Here is a 16,984-nt window from a genome sequence, read left to right as displayed (position 1 = left end):
GACACGAGCTCAAGAAGCCGTTGGAAATGCAATCACGATCTTATCATGTGCCGCGGGGCGGCCATCCCGCCCAGACCGAGCTCTCGACGGGCCGGGCGGTGTGCACGGATGCCTACGCGGTAATACCGAACGGGGTGTTGCGCGACATCGTTACCAGCTATCTCCCGCACTGCGATCGCACGCGTGACTGGGTGCTTGCGCGACCGCTCTCCGGCTTTGCCGAGACATTCTCCCATTACCTTGTCGAAGTGGCGCCGGGCGGCGGAAGCGATATGCCGGAGCCGGATCGGGATGCCGAGGGTGTGCTGTTTGTGGTCGGGGGGAGTTGGCCTCAAACTTGCGGAAGCGGAGCACGTATTGCGGCCGGGTGGATTTGTCTACCTCCCTGCCGGCTGCGCATGGAGGCTTTGCAATCGCCGCTCCAGTCCGGCGCATTTCATTGGATCCGCAAGCTCTATCAGCCTGTGCCGGGACTTGCGGTTCCCGATGTCATCTTCGCCAACGAAGAGGCGATGATCGACGCCGACGCCCGGCACGGAGAGCGGTGGGCGACCACACGCTTTGTCGATCCCGCCGATCTCAGGCATGACATGCATGTCAACATCATCACGTTCGAACCGGGAGCGTCGATCCCCTTTGCGGAGACCCACGTCATGGAGCACGGGCTCTATGTTTTGGAAGGCAAGGCCGTTTACCGACTCAACCGCGACTGGGTCGAGGTCGAAGCAGGAGACTACATGTGGCTCCGCGCCTTTTGCCCGCAGGCGTGCTACGCAGGGGGCCGGGTCGATTCCGTTATCCATTATACAAGGACGTGAACAGGCATATGGATCTCCGGGCATTGAGGTCCGTAGCTGGGTAAAGTCAAGCTTGAGACGCGGGTCGGGGAGACCAAGGAAGGTCTTCTGTGCGCAATGCCGAATGAGGGGTGGTGGCTAGCCTAAACGCCAAATTCTTCCTGCTTCTAGTCGAGAGCGGCCGAAGTTGAAACGGAACACCCAGAAACGGCGGAGGAGTATCGCCACGCGCGAAAGCAAAAGCCCGACGCGAAAATCCGTCGGGCGAATGCAAGTATATGACTTGGTTAGGAATGGGGTCGTTTTGAACGACGCTCGACCGGGTCTATCCGGGAGAACACCAAAACGAGCTGTGGCTTAAGGCGCCCATGTTTTTGCCCAGTGCGTCAAAACAGAATTAGTCCCCGCCAGGACTGATTTGATGCTGCTTGGCTCAGGCGAACAGCTCGCTACCGCCCGCGTGAATTTCAATGTGCCGCACTCATCTACCCAGAGCCAATCCGTGGCGATCGCGAAACCGTTATCGGTTCGTTTCGCTGTCAGAGACTTTCGCCGCAATGGCTCGCTCGACCTCGGACGCCAGGACCCTTAAATGGTTCGCAAGCCTTCCGAACAGCTCTCGCTCGCTTTTGCAGGTCTGTTGCTAGATCACTGATCAATTTGCATTCGGCTGCATCGGTTCGGAGCTTTTCCAACTGCTTCTGCAGGTCGTTCATCGGGATGCCCATGGAGTGGCCAATCAAGACCAATTGATCGGGGTATACTTCAGCTCCCGCCGGTCCATTTCCAAACAAAGCAATTCAGCATAGGTGCGCAGATTATTACCAACAAAGCGGCAGCATCCGCCGTTCGCGCGATCGGCCAACACTTGCCGCCGCACACTCTCCCAAAGAGACAATAAGCCCTCATCTTTCGAGCTTGAAAAGTTCATCCGTACGCCCCGCAAATTCTTGCGCGTGGATGTTACCGGCACCTCAAGGGCCGGAGCGTACGTTACGGACATTCCCGCGCGGAAACCAAATACCCGTTGCACATTAGCCACACGGGGCTTTCGGTCACCAGCGCGCTATCAGCGGCGCTTATCACGCGGGTTGGAACAGAACAGCTGGGTTTTCTATCTTCTATCTTTGATCGTTCCACACCTTGGCAGCTAGCCGCTATGCTCAGACTGATCAGTTTGCTGCGAACTCAGTTCGTGGTCAGCAATCAATTCGAGGTGTGTAAGCGGTCGCGCAGAAGGGAGGAAGCGAGCCATGGAGGCGGCGCATGTATTCGGCTCTTGTCAGGATTCTGATTCTGTCGAGCATCGGCATATTATTGGCCCACGCGATGGATGTTTTTAGTTCGGGCTCGTAAGAGGATTTCGCATAGGGACTATCCTCTCATGCAAAGAGCGCCGCGCCCCTCGGTTCTGACGACGGATCGTGCCCGGTGAGGCGGTCGAGTGCATCGACGATACGAAGTCAACAAGCCGTTGGAAATGCAATCACGATCTAATGATCTGCCGGGGCCCGTCATCCAGCCCAGACCGAGCTGTTGAGTGTTCACGGATGCCCACGCGGTAATACCAACGGCTCCACTTCGGCAAATAGCTGGTCAGCCTGCCGCTCGAGCTGTTCTACGAGGAGGGAGAGTAGATCAGAATGCTCGGGCCCGGTCCGTGGTGGACCCGCTACTGCGGCTTGCCACGCACAAGACCTCCTTTCCGAAAACTGCTTCACGTTTTCCGGATCATGGGAAAAGAAAATAGGCCGGATCAGCCGGCGCGAGTACCAGGTTCGATGAGAGGTGCTCGTCAGGGGCATTTCGCAACATGAGGATAGGGCTAGCAGAGTCGAGACGCCGCGCTCTGCCAATCCGATGCGGCGTTCTCCACTTGGTCGCCGGTTTTGCTCCGGTCGGCTCACTAAGTTACCCAATTTGATCAGGCCGTCGACCATCCGTGCCGAGAGGGGTTTGATCCAGCTCGTGTTTGTTAGAGCCGTCGCGCTCGGCATTTCACTCACTTGCTCGCGATCACCGGGCTGCCGCGACAAGGCTGCGGAACGACCGCCTTTCGGGCGCAAACGATCGCCGATCCTCGTCTAGTTTCCGACAACAGTACAAATGCTGTCCCGTTCAAAACACTGGCCGTCGCCTACCGCGTGCGAATTGTTCGAGCCTAATCAGAGGTTTACTGCGCTCGGACGTTGCTGGCACGACCGTTGCTGTTGAGAGCAGCAACTCCGAGTAAGGACTGTGTGCATTCAGACGTGTAAGACGAGCGATGCTCTCCTTTAAACCTGTGGGTCCATTTTCCGAGAAAACAAGCGCGCGGGAACAGCCGCGCTATCGTCGGCAGTCGGTTGATGGAGAGCGATATGGGGCCGGCTATCTGGCTCCCCAGCCCACCGTCTGCCGCACGCTGAAGCAGTTAACCTAGGCCGGCCTGCTGCGCCGGATCGGTCCCGACGGCTTGCGATGTTGTTTGGCACGAAGAGATGGAGGGTTAGATGACTGCCCCGATAGGCGTATCTGTACGGCGCCAAACGACGGACGTAGATGCTATGCTAGCCGAACTCCGATTATGCGAACGCGCGCACGATGTGGAAGTAAGTGGCCTGCCCCTACACATCCTGCCTGGCGTTTTGTCACCGCGCCTAAGTCACGGTCCCGATGCATTGATGTCGAGGTGGCACATCGAATCTGGCGCGACAGTGCTCGATCTGGGATGCGGATCAGGTGTACTAGGGCTTGCAGCACTCCGTGCCGGCGCAGCATCTCTGGTGGCTCTCGACATAAATCCGCAAGCCGTTCTCACGACTAAGATAAACATCGAGCGATTAGGTTACTCAGACAGAGCCGAAGTGCGCTATAGCGATACCTATTCTGGGCTGCAGCCGGGTGAAAAATTTGATATCATTCTCTTTGCTGCCCCCTATTGGAATCGTAAAGCAAAAGACGACCTGGAGCGCTCTTGCTTCGATGAAGATCATAACGTTATGGCCTCAGCTCTCAAATGTGCACACCTCCACCTAAATGATAAGGCTGTAATGTATGTGCTCTTCTCTGACCAGGGAGATGTTGGCCGCGTCCTGAACTTGATTGATAAGAGTAAGCTGCGAGTCAGAGATATGCACATTTTCCGACCCTCGATTCCAGGGGGGCACGTCCGGATTATTTGGGAACTCACAGCTCGATGAAAGCTCTTGGATCTCATGTAAGCGTTCGAGCCGAGCATGGGCCCACAAAGAGGTCGAGGTGCTGCACTGCTCGCTTTGCTTTTAGCGAGCCCCCTCGCAGGCCGTCTCCAGCCGATCGCGCTCGTAGCACCGGGCCAGGGCGATGATGCCCCTGGCGGAACGATAACCCTGCTCGGGATGCGGGCGCTCACGCATCATCCGCTCGACGAGGGTGGTGGCATTGACGCCGATCCGCCCCGCCATCTTGACCAAGTCCGCGGACACCATATGGCGTAATGCTGATTGGCTTTGGACATGTGCTCGTTTGCGGTGAGATAGCCGGCGCGCTAAGAACGGCCCAACTGGCTGACGATACGCGTGTAATCCTGGAAGATCTCGGCAGTCCGGTTAGGTGAGCCGGATGTCCCACCCGACGAGGGATCAGGTGGTGCGGCAAAAAGGTCTTCTCGACTTGGACGTGATATCGGGGTAGACCTCGGGCGTTTTCCATTCGGCATATTCGAACGGCTTGCTGGGCAGCAGCGACAGCGCAGCCCGCTCGATCTCCTCGAACATCTGCCGGCGGAATTTCCCGATCTGGTGCATCGGTCGCTTGTTCAGCTCCTCGAGCAAATCGTCAATCGCGGCGTTGAGATCGGCCAAGTTGAAGAACCGCCGGTGGGGGAGCCGTGCCAAAATCCAGCGCTCGACAATCAGCACCGCGCCTTCAACCTTGTCCTTGTCGCGGGGCCTGCGCCGCAGGTCCGCAGAATCGTAAGTCGTAGTATTCGGCCATGGCAGCAAAGGGTTGGTCGAGCTTCGGCTCGTGCGCCGGTTTGCGGATCAACCACCGGCATAATCGGCCTGCATCACCGCACCCGCCGCATGGCGGTGGAACTCGGTTGGCCCGGCGCCGATTTCTGACGTCCGACGTGCGCCATGCTATCCCATCCTCACGCTAGCGAGTTCTTGCTATTCGCAAGAAGTTCGAAAGCAGTACATTCCCTTGTTGGGTAAGTATCGATTCGGGGTGGAACTGCACACCGTAAGTTGATTGGTACCGATGTGCGAGGGCCATGATCTCGCCTTCCTCGGAACGCGCTGTCGCCCTGAGATGCGAGGCACATATCTCATCGAGCTGAACAACAAGAGAATGGTAGCGTCCGACGGAAAGCGGGGATGAGAGTCCCGAGAATAGTCCCCGGCCGTCATGAGTTATATGAGAAGCCCGTCCGTGCATGGGGCGACGTGCACGCACTACGCGCCCGCCGAACACGCTCCCAATACACTGGTGTCCGAGACAGATGCCGAGAATTGGCACGCGACCTGAAAGTTCGCGGACGACGGCCGTGGATATTCCAGCCTCCATTGGAGTGCAGGGACCAGGCGAAATGACCACTGCGCGCGGCTTGAGACCAATAAGATCGTTGACGGTCAGCGCGTCGTTCCGGATCACCTCCGTCTCTTCACCAAGTTTCCGGAAATAACGGGCAATGTTGAAGACGAAAGAATCGTAGTTGTCGATGACGAGGATCAAAATGCACCAGATGTTGCAGGACGAAATGCATCAAAGATGCGCTGCGCCTTGGCGAGCGTCTCCTCGTATTCGGCCTGTGGATCCGACATTGCCGTTATCCCGCCGCCTGCATGAAAAACGGCCAAACCTTCGTCGATCGTAACAGTGCGGATCGCAATGTTCGTATCCATACGCCCATTGAAGCCGATGAAGCCGATCGCCCCGCAATAAACATCACGCGTCACACGCTCGATTTCGGCAATAATCTCCATCGACCGCACCTTTGGCGCCCCCGTAATGGAGCCGCCCGGAAAGCAAGCTCGCAAAAGGGTGACGGCGTCTTGGTCTCCTGCAAGCTCCCCCCTTACGATCGAGACGAGGTGGTGTACTGAGGCATAGGATTCGAGGTCGCACAGCAGTGGAACCTCGACCGAATGCGGAGTGCAGACGCGCGACAGATCGTTACGCAGGAGGTCGACGATCATAATGTTCTCGGCACGGTCCTTTTCGGACGCGACTAGGATTCCAGCGCGACGCTTGTCCTCGTTGGAATCGGCGGAGCGCGCAATTGTACCTTTGATGGGGCGCGTTTCGACATGCCGTCCATCAAGCTTTAGGAACCGCTCTGGGGAGCTCGATGCAATCGTCAGCTTGCCATAGCGCAAGAGGGCTGCAAAAGGCGCAGGGTTCAATGAGCGCAGCTGGCAGTAAAACGCAAGCGGATCAAATGAGGGCGATACCCGGGCGCTGAAGCGTTGCGCAATGTTGGCTTGGAAGGCGTCTCCAGCCAGAATCAAGTCGATGACGCGCTGTACCGCCGCGATGTAGCCGTCACGGCTGAAGTTCGAGTGCCATCCGCCAAGTAGACCGACGGGACCATTCCGCGGCGACTTTGGGCTAGCAAGCAGTGCTGCAAACTCGTCAGCTCGCCGAAGTGCACGCTCGCTTCGACGTGCGGGATCCTGCTCCGGCCATCCCGTCGAAACGATCCAGCATCTGTCGTGACGATGGTCGTAGCTGATTACCACATCGTAAAAATGCAGGACGGATTGGGGCAAACGCTGACCGGGAATTGCGGGGGCCGGCAATCGCTCCAGTGTCCTACTCAGATCGTAAGCAAGAAACCCGGCCGCACCTCCCTGGAATGGCGGGAGATCCAGGCGATGCTCTTGCGGATAGTTGGCGAGCAGGGTGCGAAGAACTCCCCATGGATCGCCCTCGAGAGCCTCTCCATCGCAGCTCGCCTGTCCGTCTGCGATTATAAAGGTGCTGAATGGGTCGCAGGTCAGATATGAGTAGCGCCCAAGCAACTCATGTCTTGCCGCGCTATCGAGAAAAGTAAGGTGCGGTCGGTGCACCAGACTTCCCATCGCTGTGACAGGCTCAATCCATGGCAGTTCTCGGATGTGCATCGGCCTGTCAGTCACTGGAGGGTTGGCGTGCTGCGAGTTGCGCTCTGATTGTGATTCTCACCACAACGAGAGTGACGCTCTTCTCGGATCCGCAAGCTTTTGAGATCGATTATCAGGGATAACTCCCGCCAGTAGACACGGTGCGCCGACTAACTCGATTATCGCTGCTATTCAGACAAAACGCACATCTGTTGACACGTTATAGTCGGCCGCGAACCGCAGTTCGCGGAGTGGTCGTACCCGACTGATCGATTCCTGGTACAGATCGTGCGCTTTATAAGCTGCGAGATCCGCCTCGTTGTCGAACTCACCATAAACCACGACGTCGATCTCGTTACCGAGTTGGTCGGTCTTGCGGTTGCGAGCAACCTCGAGCCGGCGGGCGTGCGGGATTGTGGTGAGAACGGAAAGGCCTTCGATCATTTTGTCGACCTGGGCTGCATCCTTGGCGGTGAACAAGACGATGTGACGGATCATGGGTAGCCTGAGAAGTGATATCGCAAGTAGGCCGCATAACTATCGTGGAACCGGGCCCGCTGCAACGCTAGCACGCATATCCCGCGTTGCTGGCAAGATGTCGCTGCTTGGACGGTCTTGCAATGAGCGCGGTCTGCAACGGAACTCGCCAGATCTCACTGCCGGTCAGGACGCAGGAATGGTAAGGCGCTCAATCGTTTGGATGTGGCGCGCGAGCAGGTTACAGGCTTGATCCACGTTGCGCGCTCGCAATGCTTGCAGAATTAGGCGGTGATCCTGATTGGACCGCGGTCGCCAGCCGCTACTTCGTGCCATCGCGAACACCAATCGAGAGTTCGCAAGCTGTAGTCCGTCGAGACTGGCGAGCAGGCGCGGCATCGCGCACGGCGCCATCAGCGCTTGGTGAAAGGCGCGGTTGGCCGTCTCAAAATCTTGAATTGTCTGAGCGTTGTCTCCTTCAATCAGCGCGAGCTCGATCCGGGCCAAATGGCTAGAGGTGAGCTTTGGAGCCGCATTACGCAAGGCGACCACCTCGAGCGCCGCACGCATTTCGGCGATCTCCTTCACGGAATTGGTATCAAGCGGAGCAACACGCACACCGCGACGTGGCACAGCGATGACAAGATGTTGAGCCTCCAGTTGTCGAAAAGCCTCGCGCACAGGGACGTGGCTTGAATTGAATTCCCGCGCGATGTGATCCTGCCGGAGTGGGGCGTCTGGCTGCAGTGCGCCGCTGATAATGCGCTCGCTGATTGACTCTGCGATCCGCTGCGCCGTCGTCGTATTTTCGTCGGCCGTCATAGATTATCTATCATAAAAGCAAGTGCGTTCACTTGGCGCATCAGTTAGCATCCATTCGAGCAAATTATCGTAGATAATTGCTCTCATTATCTATGATTGATTCCCGGGACGGAGGGCAAGTCCAAATGATTGCTGTGGGAGCGATACGGAACGATAGCGATAGCACGCCAGCCCGCGGTGAGTGGGAGCGCGCCGAGGCCGAAGCGCTCTATAGCTTGCCGTTTGCCGACTTGATGTGCCAGGCGCAGAGCGTTCATCGCAGCAACTTCGATCCAAACCATATCGAAACCGCTAGCCTACTCAGCATCAAGACGGGCGGCTGTCCGGAAGACTGCGCCTACTGCTCGCAGAGCGCCCATTACGACACGGGCCTGAAGGCCACCCGTCTAATGGATTGCGCCGACGTGGTTGCCACCGCAAAGCGCGCGAAGGAAGCCGGCGCGAGGCGCTTCTGCATGGTCGCGGCCTGGCGCAGTCCAAAGGACCGCGATCTCGATCAGATCTGCGACATGATCAGCGCGGTGAAAGGTCTTGGCATGGAAACCTGCGTCACGCTCGGCATGCTGACGCCGAAGCAGGCCGCACGGCTCTTTGAGGCCGGACTCGACTTCTACAATCACAATGTCGACACTTCGCCCGAGTTCTACGGCAAGATCATCACCACCCGCACCCTACAGGACCGCATCGACACACTTGAATATGTGCGCCAGGCCGGCATCAACGTGTGTAGCGGCGGCATTATTGGCATGGGCGAGCGTCTCGAGGACAGGCTTGGCATGCTGGTGCTGCTCGCCAACCTCCGAAAACCTCCAGAAAGCGTGCCGATCAACCTTTGGAACGAGGTCAAGGGCGTGCCGGTCAATGCCACCGCCGACCGCCCCGATCCGATCGCGCTGGTGCGGCTGGTAGCGACCGCCCGCATCATGATGCCGAAGAGCGTAGTGCGGTTGTCCGCCGGGCGACAGTACATGAGCGATGAACTGCAGGCGCTGTGCTTCTTGGCCGGCGCGAATTCGATCTTCATCGGCGATGTGCTGTTGACCACCAAGAACCCGGAAGCCAACCGCGACGCGAATTTGCTGGCCCGGCTCGGCATCACATCCGCGCTTTGCCTTAAGTGAAACAGGGCAGCGAACACGCTGTACGCTAAACTCCAGTGTAGGTGACTAATGCATATTACGTTGATGAAAGGCAAGATCCATCCTGCCTCGGTGACTGAAGCCGATCTGCACTCTGAAAGCTCGATATCAATCGATCGTGCGCTGCTGGACGCGGCAGGCTTCATGATCAACGAACGCGTCGAAATCTACAACATCGAAACCGGGGCGCGCTTCGGCACCTATATCACCGAAGCGCCCCGGCGGTCGGGCAACATAGACCTGAACGGTGCGGCCGCGCGACTCGCGATGCCCGGAGACAAAATTACTATCGTTGCATATGCCTCCTTTGATGAGGCGGAAGCCAAATCCTTTAGACCACACGTTGTGCGGGTTGATCTAGAAAATCGCATCGTGCCGCATTGAAGCTGAGGGGCCGGTGCTGAACCGTCGTTTTCTTGCGGCCATCAGAACTTTTGCGCGATTGACGGCTACTCTGCGAGTGAAGAATGAAATCAATCCATGCGGCCAAAGTGGCCGATTATGTCACCGCCTTGCACACCCTGAAAGAAGATAACCGGCTGCGCAGCCTCAAGCCGCGCGCAGGCATCGATTTCGCATCAAACGATTACCTGGCGCTCGCGAGCGCGCCTCGCATGAAAAAGGCCGTTTTGGCCGCGCTCGAGGCCGGCACACCGATCGGAGCGGGCGGCTCGCGGCTTTTGCGCGGCAATTGCGAGGAGCACGAAAGTCTCGAAGCGGAAGCTGCCAAGTTCTTTGGGGCGGAGAGGGCGCTTTTCTTTGGCGGCGGCTATGTCGCAAATTTTGCTCTCCTGACAACGCTGCCGCAGCGAGGCGATTTGCTGGTCCTCGATTCGCTCGTGCACGCGAGTATCCACGAAGGCGCGCGTGCTGGCCGGGCCGACTTTCGGATGAGCGCTCATAACGAACCCCAGTCGGTCGAGAACACAATTCGCGACTGGCGGACCAAGGGCGGAACAGGCCGGGTGTGGATAGTGGTCGAAAGTCTCTACAGCATGGACGGCGATTTCGCGCCGCTTAAAGACCTGGTCGCGATCGCGGATCGATACGACGCCTTCCTGATCGTGGATGAGGCTCATGCCACGGGCGTCTACGGCAATCAGGGACGGGGGCTCACAGCCGCTTATGAGGCGCGCGAAAATCTTATCGTCCTTCATACCTGCGGCAAGGCGCTTGGAGCCGCCGGCGCGCTTGTCACTGCCACAGGCGTCCTGCGCGATTTCCTGGTCAACCGCTGCCGTCCGTTTATCTTTGCCACGGCACCGTCACCCTTGACGGCTGTCGCCGTGCGCGAGGCACTCTTAATCCTGCAACAAGAACCCGAGCGGCAGCAACGTCTAGCCAGACTGGTCGCGTTCACGCATCGGCAGATCAGTGTACGCTTCGGACGGAGTCCTTCGGATTCACAGATCGTGCCCTATATTGTTGGCGACAATTCTCGTGTGATGCGGCTAGCATCTGCACTACAGAGTCGCGGCTTCGATATTCGCGGCATCCGGCCGCCAACCGTGCCGGCGGGTACGGCCCGTTTGCGAATTTCGCTGACACTCAATGTAGAGGAGGATCAGGTGCGTGCAATGCTCGATGCGCTCACTGAGGAGACGAGGGGCTGGTCTCGATGACTCAGCGGATCGTGGTGACTGGCACAGATACCGGGATCGGAAAAACGGTGTTTTCCGCGGGGCTCGCCGATTTCCTCGGTACGAACTATTGGAAACCGATTCAGGCCGGACTCGACGAAGAGTCCGATACCGAGCTCGTCACACGGCTGGGCGGTCTCTCACCCGATCGCATCGCGCCCGAGCGTTACCGCCTTCGAAAGGCCGCTTCGCCACATCATTCCGCCGAACTTGACGGCGTTCGCATTGACGTGGATGCGCTCGATATTCCGGACACCGGGGAGCGACCGCTGGTTATCGAGGGTGCCGGCGGGCTAATGGTCCCGCTAAGAGGCGGCACGCTTTACATTGACCTCTTCGAGCGATGGCAGCTTCCAGTCGTGCTTTGCGCGCGGACGTCACTAGGTACGATTAATCACTCGCTGTTATCCATAGAGGCACTGCGAAAGCGCCAGATCGACATTCTTGGGATTGCCTTCATTGGCGAAAGAAATTCTGAGAATGAGAGCGCAATTTGCGAGATCGGGCGGGTGCGTTGGTTGGGGCGATTGCCCTGGCTTTCTCCTCTCACAGCAGGCACGCTGCAGGCCGCGTTCAAGGCATCATTTCGTGCTGATGATTTCAAACAATGATGCCAAAGAGGTCGTCGATCTGGCATCCGTTCACGCAGCACGCGCTTCAAGACGATATGACAAAGGTGGTGCGTAGTGATGGTGCTTATCTCCACACCGCGAATGGTCACCGTATCATAGATGCAATCTCATCTTGGTGGGTCGTGACGCATGGTCATTGCCACCCTCACATCGTGAGCGCGATCCAGAAACAGGCACAAAAGCTCAACCAGATCATCTTTGCCGGATATACCCATGATCCGGCTGAGGAGCTTGCTGCGCTACTTTTGAAACTCGCACCCCCTGGTCTTGATTACGTGTTCTTCTCCGACAGTGGATCAGCCAGTGTGGAAGTGGCCATAAAAATGGCCCTTGGCTTTTGGCACAATATCGGCAAACAACGCATACGCATTGTCGTGATGCAACATTCCTACCACGGCGATACGGTCGGGGCGATGTCGGTCGGCGCCCGAGGCGTATTCAACGCAGCGTACGGGCCGCTGCTGTTCGACGTTACGGCGATCCCGTTCCCTACGAGCGGTCATGAACAGGCGACGCTCGATGCGCTCGAGTCTGCATGTCGACGCGAAATGCCAGCCGCGTTTATTGTGGAGCCTCTGATATTGGGTGCAGGCGGTATGCTGATGTACCCAGCCTGGGTGCTAAGAGAGATGAAACGAATTTGCGAGGCCTCGGACGTCTTGTTCATTGCCGACGAGGTCATGACTGGCTGGGGGCGCACCGGAACATTGTTCGCTTGCGAGCAAGCCAACGTCACGCCCGATATTGCCTGCTATTCGAAGGGTCTCACGGGAGGGGCGCTTCCCCTCGCGGTGACACTCTGCCGCGCGGATATTTTCGACGCGCATTATTCCAAAGATCGTACGCGTACGTTCTTTCATTCGAGTTCATATACCGCGAACCCTGTAGCCTGCGCCGCCGCAAGAGCCAACCTGGATCTCTGGCAAGATCCGGAAACTCATCAGCGCGTCGCGTCGCTCGCCATGATGCAAGAGCAGGCAATTGAGCCATTCCGCGCCGATCCGCGCTTCGAAAAAGTCCGCCGGACAGGCACGATTACAGCACTCGATCTGAAAGCAAAGGAGGCGGGCTATCTCGCGGGCATCGGCCCGAAGCTTCAGGCGTTCTTCAAGGATCGAAATCTGCTGCTGCGGCCGCTCGGCAATACGATCTACGTGATGCCACCTTATTGCGTGACACCGGCAGACATTGATGAGATCTATAGCGGCATCAGGGATGCTGCCGATGCGCTAACTTGAAGGCGCACTTCGCTGCGTAACTCCCATGCGGAGTGCGCCAATGCGATCCAAAGTCGCTCCGCATGACGAATTAGCGGCTGGCAAGTCCTGTTTAATGATCGAGCGACTATTGAACGGTCGTCTGTCTCTTGATTCTTGGAATGGTAGGTTTGTGCTTCCTCTCGCAATGACAGTGTTTTTCTCCGCCTAGGACGCGACCTCCCAGGGACGCGGTTTACCTTGACGAATCGGGATCCAAGATAGGCCGCATTCGCAGGACGCCTTTCAGACGAGATTTTGATAGGTGCGGCTTGTTTCCCTCCTTTATCCGCACGACGCGTCCCTCCCGTCTCTCGCTCCGAGTCCCGAGGTCTCGTGATTTCCGGATGATGACAATGCTGACGCCTTCCCACGCCATGCTTCATATCCACGCGTACCGAAGTAGCCTTCCTAAGCTCATGGAGTTTGGAGCACCAGGCTCTCCGCGCCTGGTGAGTCGCTTCTAAGCGGGACGATGAAGGAACCCGATCTTTCGGCAAAGCTCGGACCGTTTTCGAAGGACCCAAGAACGTCAGGTTTCGCCAAGGCAGGCGAAAAGCCATCTCACCCCCGGGCTAAGTGCATCACAAGCAGCTGCAGGCGCAAATCGGATTGTCGCGCTTTTGAGGGAGATGAGGCAAGTTGGTGCGCTGAGGCTCCAAGCTAGAGTCGGTACACGCAACTGCCGCTCGGCCAGTCGGAATCCGTAAAAAAAAAGGCGCTCGAAAGCTGGATTTGAGCGTCCACACGGCCCTCGTTGCATCAATCAAGATTAAAACGTCGTTACAGTCGGCAATCAGCATTTCGCCACAGTCAGCGGGTTCGACTCGGAAGAAATCTGCATGCCAGGAGACGAACCTCAACATGACCGACCACGCGCGCGATTGATAGCTCCGGAGATACAGCTCTCAAGCGGGTGTTCGACGCACAGCAGATGCTTTAACCAGCGTGGTACGGTGCTTCCCAATACATGGTCATTTGTCAGAAACGTGAGTCTGACTAGAATTTCTCGTCAAGACCTCGCGGCAATAGGGGAGTTCCTTGAGCCGATCGTCTTGAAACAACGCATGGTGCTGCACGAGCCGAAAAGGCATCCTGATCACGTCTATTTTATCGAATCGGGCCTCGTCTCGCTAAGGATTGTCGCGGCGGACAGCATCCTTGAAACGGCGGTGATAGGACATCGCGGGGCGGTCGGCGCTTCGCTCTTTGTCGGCGAGCATCTTTCGACGCATCAATCTGTTGTGCTCTTTCCTGGAAGCGCACACAGGATCCGTGTCGAAGATTTGTATCGGCTGATGACCGAGTGTCCCGGAATTCGAAAAGAGCTTTTTCAGTACGTTCAAGCGCTGACCTTGCATTGCGCTCAGACCGGATTATGCGGTGTTCGGCACGATCGCGAAAAGCGGATCGCGAGCTGGCTTTGTTTGGCCAGTGATGCTCTTGGCGCTGATGTGCTACCAGTCACCCACGACTATCTCTCGTCTGCCTTGGGATTGCGCCGCGCTGGAGTAACGGAGACTTTGACCCAATTTGAAAAACATGGGTTGATTCGCAAGATGCGCGGCGTGTTGCAGATCGATGGACGCAAGGGCCTCGAGCAAAAGGCATGTGGCTGTTACAAACTTATTTCAGGCGCTTATGCTTCGTCTGAGTCGTGATTTCCAGCAAAACTTGGGCGGGCTAGCAAGTCGGCTCGGCCTTCTGGTGCACTATTCAGTTCATTTTAAGTGTCGAGTCGCCGACGGCTGCGTTGTCTGCAGGCGTCGCATTGACCTGTGCAGCCGTATGCGTCGGTGAACGTTCCGGACAGCTGGGGCGGCATCATTTTGACTGTGTCTAATAGGCAATCAACATACGAAGAGCGCGTTCTAGATAGCTACGAGCTTGGGATCCTCGCTCGGGCAACGGTGGTCATGCTTACCACGCAGCTGGGGAGGGAGGCTCTTTCGACCGCGCAAAGGCAGGGAGGTTGGCGCTGATGACTCCAGACGAGTGCTGCTATCGCGGCCCATCGGTCCCGTCAGACTGAAATCCGTCGAGGAAAGTCGCTTGTACGCGGGATTTAAGCGTCAAAGTCCGGTTCATTGAACTAATTAAGATCCAAATATCGGTTAGAGTAGCAAATCGATATCAGGCCAGCGAAGGCACGCCTATCGAGCGCGCCGCTTCGAAGGAAGAGCGCCTCAGAGTCAAGTTCTTGCGTCCGATGTTCTTACATGTCGCGAGACTTGGTGTCGTCGATGCCGCACTTCACGTGGGGCGGCTCGCTGCCGACTAGGAAAAATGCAAGGGGGCTATCCACGTAGCGTCGACAGGGGTGAGGATGCGCAACAGCTCTCATAGTTCTCAACACGATTCGGTAAGGCGCTGCGCAATGTGCGGCGGAAAGTTCGGGCTAATACGCTACTACTGATGGCGAACGGCCCTTTGCTCCAAGAAATGTGTCGACCGCTTCAAGGCGCGGCGGGAGGCCGATCATAGATGGCTTCGCTGGTTGCGAGCGGCTGATACATGCCCTCGAGTACCGAACAGAATGGAAGGAGAGTGCATGAACTATCGTGCACAAACTTTCCGGCTGCCTTGCTGCGATCAGCTCGGAACAGGCAAACGGGAAGAAATATGATGGTCGGCTCGAGCGCACTTGGATTACTGTTGCTCTGGTCGTCAGTGCGGCCTCGAAGGCTCGGATCGCCGGCAAAATCCAAAACCGGAATCGATCACGCTAACAGGCCCACCTATGAAATTTATACTCGTGAATCATAGGGCGCCGCGCGGCGACAGAACCTGCACCGGATGTTCTCGGCCCTTAGGTCCAGGGTACGTGCGGGATCTGGCGACGCGGAGAGAATATTGCGACTTCGATTGTTATCGACGCTGCCAGTTCAGGGGAATCGCGTTCCCGTACCTTACTACGCGTGCCGATTCTAGGCTTGATACGAAAGATTTCGTTCCTCTTGGGATCACGGCCTTGCTGACTGCGGCTTCGTGCTGGTTCGAGGTCGGGGCGGTCGCGATGTCATGGATCAATACAGCAGCATATGCTTGCGAGCCGTCTACTGCTGAGCGACCTCCCTCGGCTTAAGCTCGGTGGAGTCATGCGGATGACGCAGATCCAGTGCAAGGAGCGGCGCCGTGTCAAATGCCACAGCCACGTTTTTCGCAATGAAGACTCTCATAGCTGAGCAAATAACCTGATGAGCATTTGCAGCGGGTCCGCATTTGCAATCGGACGTGAGGATTCCATTCTTTAGACTCGGCCCCATCGCCGAGATCATGGCGGCGGCGCGCCACGGCCCGACGCGCAGCGGGACGTCGGCCGCGTTGTCGAGCCGAAGCTGGAGGGTCTCTATGCCACCACGCCGCGTCGCGGACCTTTTCCGCTTGAGCTCCTGCCTCGCAGGCGCTCGGTCGACTGCGAGCACGTTCTATGAGAGTCGACTGCGAAGCCCACGCCTTCGGCCGAGAGGCCTGGCGGGCCGCACGCATCACCGACGGCTCCTTGGAAGAATTGGAAGGCGCCGCCTGCAATTGCGCCGTCATCGGGCTGGTCCTGGTCCAGCCCGCCTTCCAGGCGATCCGACGGAGCTCTTCCCCCTGGCGAGCCGAATCCGGTGAGACTCATTCCGCCCCTCGTGCACCGCTGACACCTGAGATAAGGAGATGGGACCGATCAGGCGCCGTGGGTGTGTCGCTAACCCTTGATGATCCGATCCACTGGCCGAGGCTCTCGAGGCGGTTCTTCAGCTGGGCTTACACTTGGAGCTGTCCGGCGGCGTCGAACGACGTGAGCGGCTAGCAGAACTGCTCGTGGCGGACGGCCATCGCCCGGTGTTCTGAAGCTTCGCGCTTGCGGACAGCGCCCGTGATGCGGCCCGGGATCCGCGCCTGGAATGCTCTTGGCGTTCGCAAAGAGCGCCGATCGTAAGACATTCCGGATTAGACGGCCCAGGAGCCATGCCTAGCTGAGGGTTATCGCAGCAAGCTGAGAGCGGCAATTAGACGCTTACGTAATAAGCCTCGCCTCGGCCCTGCGTGTAACGACCACACAGGTGGTACCTCGCAGCGGAGGTTGAGCGCTCGCTAAGTCCTTTGCTAGGCGTTCGGCCGCAAAGGCTTGCAGCTCCTTTTCGAATGCCAACCCGCCGGGGTC

13 protein-coding genes and 2 pseudogenes are annotated in these 16,984 nt (G+C 57.7%); 8 read left to right on the top strand and 7 right to left on the bottom strand.

What is annotated here, in order from left to right:
* The first annotated feature begins 26 nt into the window (after window positions 1-26).
* A complete protein-coding gene (locus tag QA643_RS26415) occupies window positions 27-818 on the top strand; it encodes a bifunctional allantoicase/(S)-ureidoglycine aminohydrolase (RefSeq protein WP_283028704.1) in 792 nt (263 codons plus the stop codon).
* A 499-nt stretch (window positions 819-1,317) separates the two neighbouring features.
* Here the strand turns inward: QA643_RS26415 and QA643_RS26410 are convergent.
* Window positions 1,318-1,513, bottom strand: a pseudogene (locus tag QA643_RS26410) (hypothetical protein).
* 23 nt (window positions 1,514-1,536) lie between these two features.
* Complete coding sequence (locus tag QA643_RS26405; protein WP_283028703.1) at window positions 1,537-1,839, bottom strand: hypothetical protein; 303 nt, start codon at window positions 1,837-1,839, stop codon at window positions 1,537-1,539.
* A gap of 1,450 nt (window positions 1,840-3,289) precedes the next feature.
* Here QA643_RS26405 and QA643_RS26400 point away from each other — a divergent pair.
* Window positions 3,290-3,979, top strand: a complete 690-nt coding sequence (locus QA643_RS26400) for a 50S ribosomal protein L11 methyltransferase (RefSeq protein ID WP_349253229.1) — start codon at window positions 3,290-3,292, stop codon at window positions 3,977-3,979.
* Window positions 3,980-4,066: 87 nt separating this feature from the next.
* Here the strand turns inward: QA643_RS26400 and QA643_RS26395 are convergent.
* The 5 genes and pseudogenes from QA643_RS26395 to QA643_RS26375 all read right to left on the bottom strand — a co-directional run.
* Window positions 4,067-4,763: pseudogene (locus tag QA643_RS26395) on the bottom strand (IS21 family transposase); the annotation flags it as partial.
* A gap of 153 nt (window positions 4,764-4,916) precedes the next feature.
* Window positions 4,917-5,495 carry an aminodeoxychorismate/anthranilate synthase component II gene (locus QA643_RS26390; RefSeq protein ID WP_283028702.1) on the bottom strand — a complete coding sequence of 193 codons (579 nt, stop codon included), beginning with the start codon at window positions 5,493-5,495 and terminating at the stop codon, window positions 4,917-4,919.
* The gene (pabB, locus tag QA643_RS26385; protein ID WP_283028701.1) at window positions 5,492-6,886 is read right to left on the bottom strand and encodes an aminodeoxychorismate synthase component I; all 1,395 of its coding nucleotides are present in this window, start codon (window positions 6,884-6,886) and stop codon (window positions 5,492-5,494) included. The genes QA643_RS26390 and pabB overlap by 4 nt, the downstream gene beginning before the upstream one ends.
* Before the next feature lie 171 nt (window positions 6,887-7,057).
* Window positions 7,058-7,363, bottom strand: coding sequence for a Dabb family protein (locus tag QA643_RS26380; RefSeq protein ID WP_283028700.1), 306 nt, complete (start codon window positions 7,361-7,363; stop codon window positions 7,058-7,060).
* A 165-nt stretch (window positions 7,364-7,528) separates the two neighbouring features.
* Window positions 7,529-8,164, bottom strand: coding sequence for a GntR family transcriptional regulator (locus QA643_RS26375; protein WP_283028699.1), 636 nt, complete (start codon window positions 8,162-8,164; stop codon window positions 7,529-7,531).
* 125 nt (window positions 8,165-8,289) lie between these two features.
* Here QA643_RS26375 and bioB point away from each other — a divergent pair, with 125 nt between their 5' ends.
* The 6 genes from bioB to QA643_RS26345 all read left to right on the top strand — a co-directional run bounded on the left by bioB (window position 8,290) and on the right by QA643_RS26345 (window position 14,492).
* Window positions 8,290-9,285 (top strand): biotin synthase BioB, encoded by a 996-nt coding sequence (gene bioB / locus QA643_RS26370; RefSeq protein WP_283028698.1) that lies wholly within the window; start codon window positions 8,290-8,292, stop codon window positions 9,283-9,285.
* 48 nt (window positions 9,286-9,333) lie between these two features.
* Complete coding sequence (gene panD / locus QA643_RS26365; protein ID WP_283028697.1) at window positions 9,334-9,687, top strand: aspartate 1-decarboxylase; 354 nt, start codon at window positions 9,334-9,336, stop codon at window positions 9,685-9,687.
* Window positions 9,688-9,770: 83 nt separating this feature from the next.
* Complete coding sequence (locus QA643_RS26360; RefSeq protein ID WP_283028696.1) at window positions 9,771-10,925, top strand: 8-amino-7-oxononanoate synthase; 1,155 nt, start codon at window positions 9,771-9,773, stop codon at window positions 10,923-10,925.
* Complete coding sequence (gene bioD, locus QA643_RS26355) at window positions 10,922-11,554, top strand: dethiobiotin synthase (protein WP_283028695.1); 633 nt, start codon at window positions 10,922-10,924, stop codon at window positions 11,552-11,554. The genes QA643_RS26360 and bioD overlap by 4 nt, the downstream gene beginning before the upstream one ends.
* Entirely contained in the window at window positions 11,551-12,813 is a 1,263-nt protein-coding gene (locus QA643_RS26350; RefSeq protein ID WP_283028694.1) for an adenosylmethionine--8-amino-7-oxononanoate transaminase, read from the top strand. The genes bioD and QA643_RS26350 overlap by 4 nt, the downstream gene beginning before the upstream one ends.
* A 1,073-nt stretch (window positions 12,814-13,886) precedes the next feature.
* Window positions 13,887-14,492, top strand: a complete 606-nt coding sequence (locus QA643_RS26345) for a Crp/Fnr family transcriptional regulator (protein WP_283028693.1) — start codon at window positions 13,887-13,889, stop codon at window positions 14,490-14,492.
* Window positions 14,493-16,984 lie beyond the last annotated feature (2,492 nt).

Origin of the sequence: Bradyrhizobium sp. CB3481 (assembly GCF_029714305.1) — a bacterium.
Classification (GTDB): Bacteria; Pseudomonadota; Alphaproteobacteria; order Rhizobiales; family Xanthobacteraceae; genus Bradyrhizobium.
The sequence above is the reverse complement of the archived record's forward strand: the minus strand, read 5'-3'. Positions and strand labels throughout refer to the sequence as shown.

What these genes read in the sequence shown, in the direction of transcription:
- QA643_RS26415 (WP_283028704.1), top strand. Translation starts at nt 27, where the DNA reads ATGCAATCACGATCTTATCATGTGCCGCGGGGCGGCCATCCCGCCCAG.
- QA643_RS26400 (WP_349253229.1), top strand. Translation starts at nt 3,290, where the DNA reads ATGACTGCCCCGATAGGCGTATCTGTACGGCGCCAAACGACGGACGTA.
- pabB (WP_283028701.1), bottom strand. Translation starts at nt 6,886, where the DNA reads ATGCACATCCGAGAACTGCCATGGATTGAGCCTGTCACAGCGATGGGA.
- QA643_RS26380 (WP_283028700.1), bottom strand. Translation starts at nt 7,363, where the DNA reads ATGATCCGTCACATCGTCTTGTTCACCGCCAAGGATGCAGCCCAGGTC.
- QA643_RS26375 (WP_283028699.1), bottom strand. Translation starts at nt 8,164, where the DNA reads ATGACGGCCGACGAAAATACGACGACGGCGCAGCGGATCGCAGAGTCA.
- bioB (WP_283028698.1), top strand. Translation starts at nt 8,290, where the DNA reads ATGATTGCTGTGGGAGCGATACGGAACGATAGCGATAGCACGCCAGCC.
- panD (WP_283028697.1), top strand. Translation starts at nt 9,334, where the DNA reads ATGCATATTACGTTGATGAAAGGCAAGATCCATCCTGCCTCGGTGACT.
- QA643_RS26360 (WP_283028696.1), top strand. Translation starts at nt 9,771, where the DNA reads ATGAAATCAATCCATGCGGCCAAAGTGGCCGATTATGTCACCGCCTTG.
- bioD (WP_283028695.1), top strand. Translation starts at nt 10,922, where the DNA reads ATGACTCAGCGGATCGTGGTGACTGGCACAGATACCGGGATCGGAAAA.
- QA643_RS26350 (WP_283028694.1), top strand. Translation starts at nt 11,551, where the DNA reads ATGATGCCAAAGAGGTCGTCGATCTGGCATCCGTTCACGCAGCACGCG.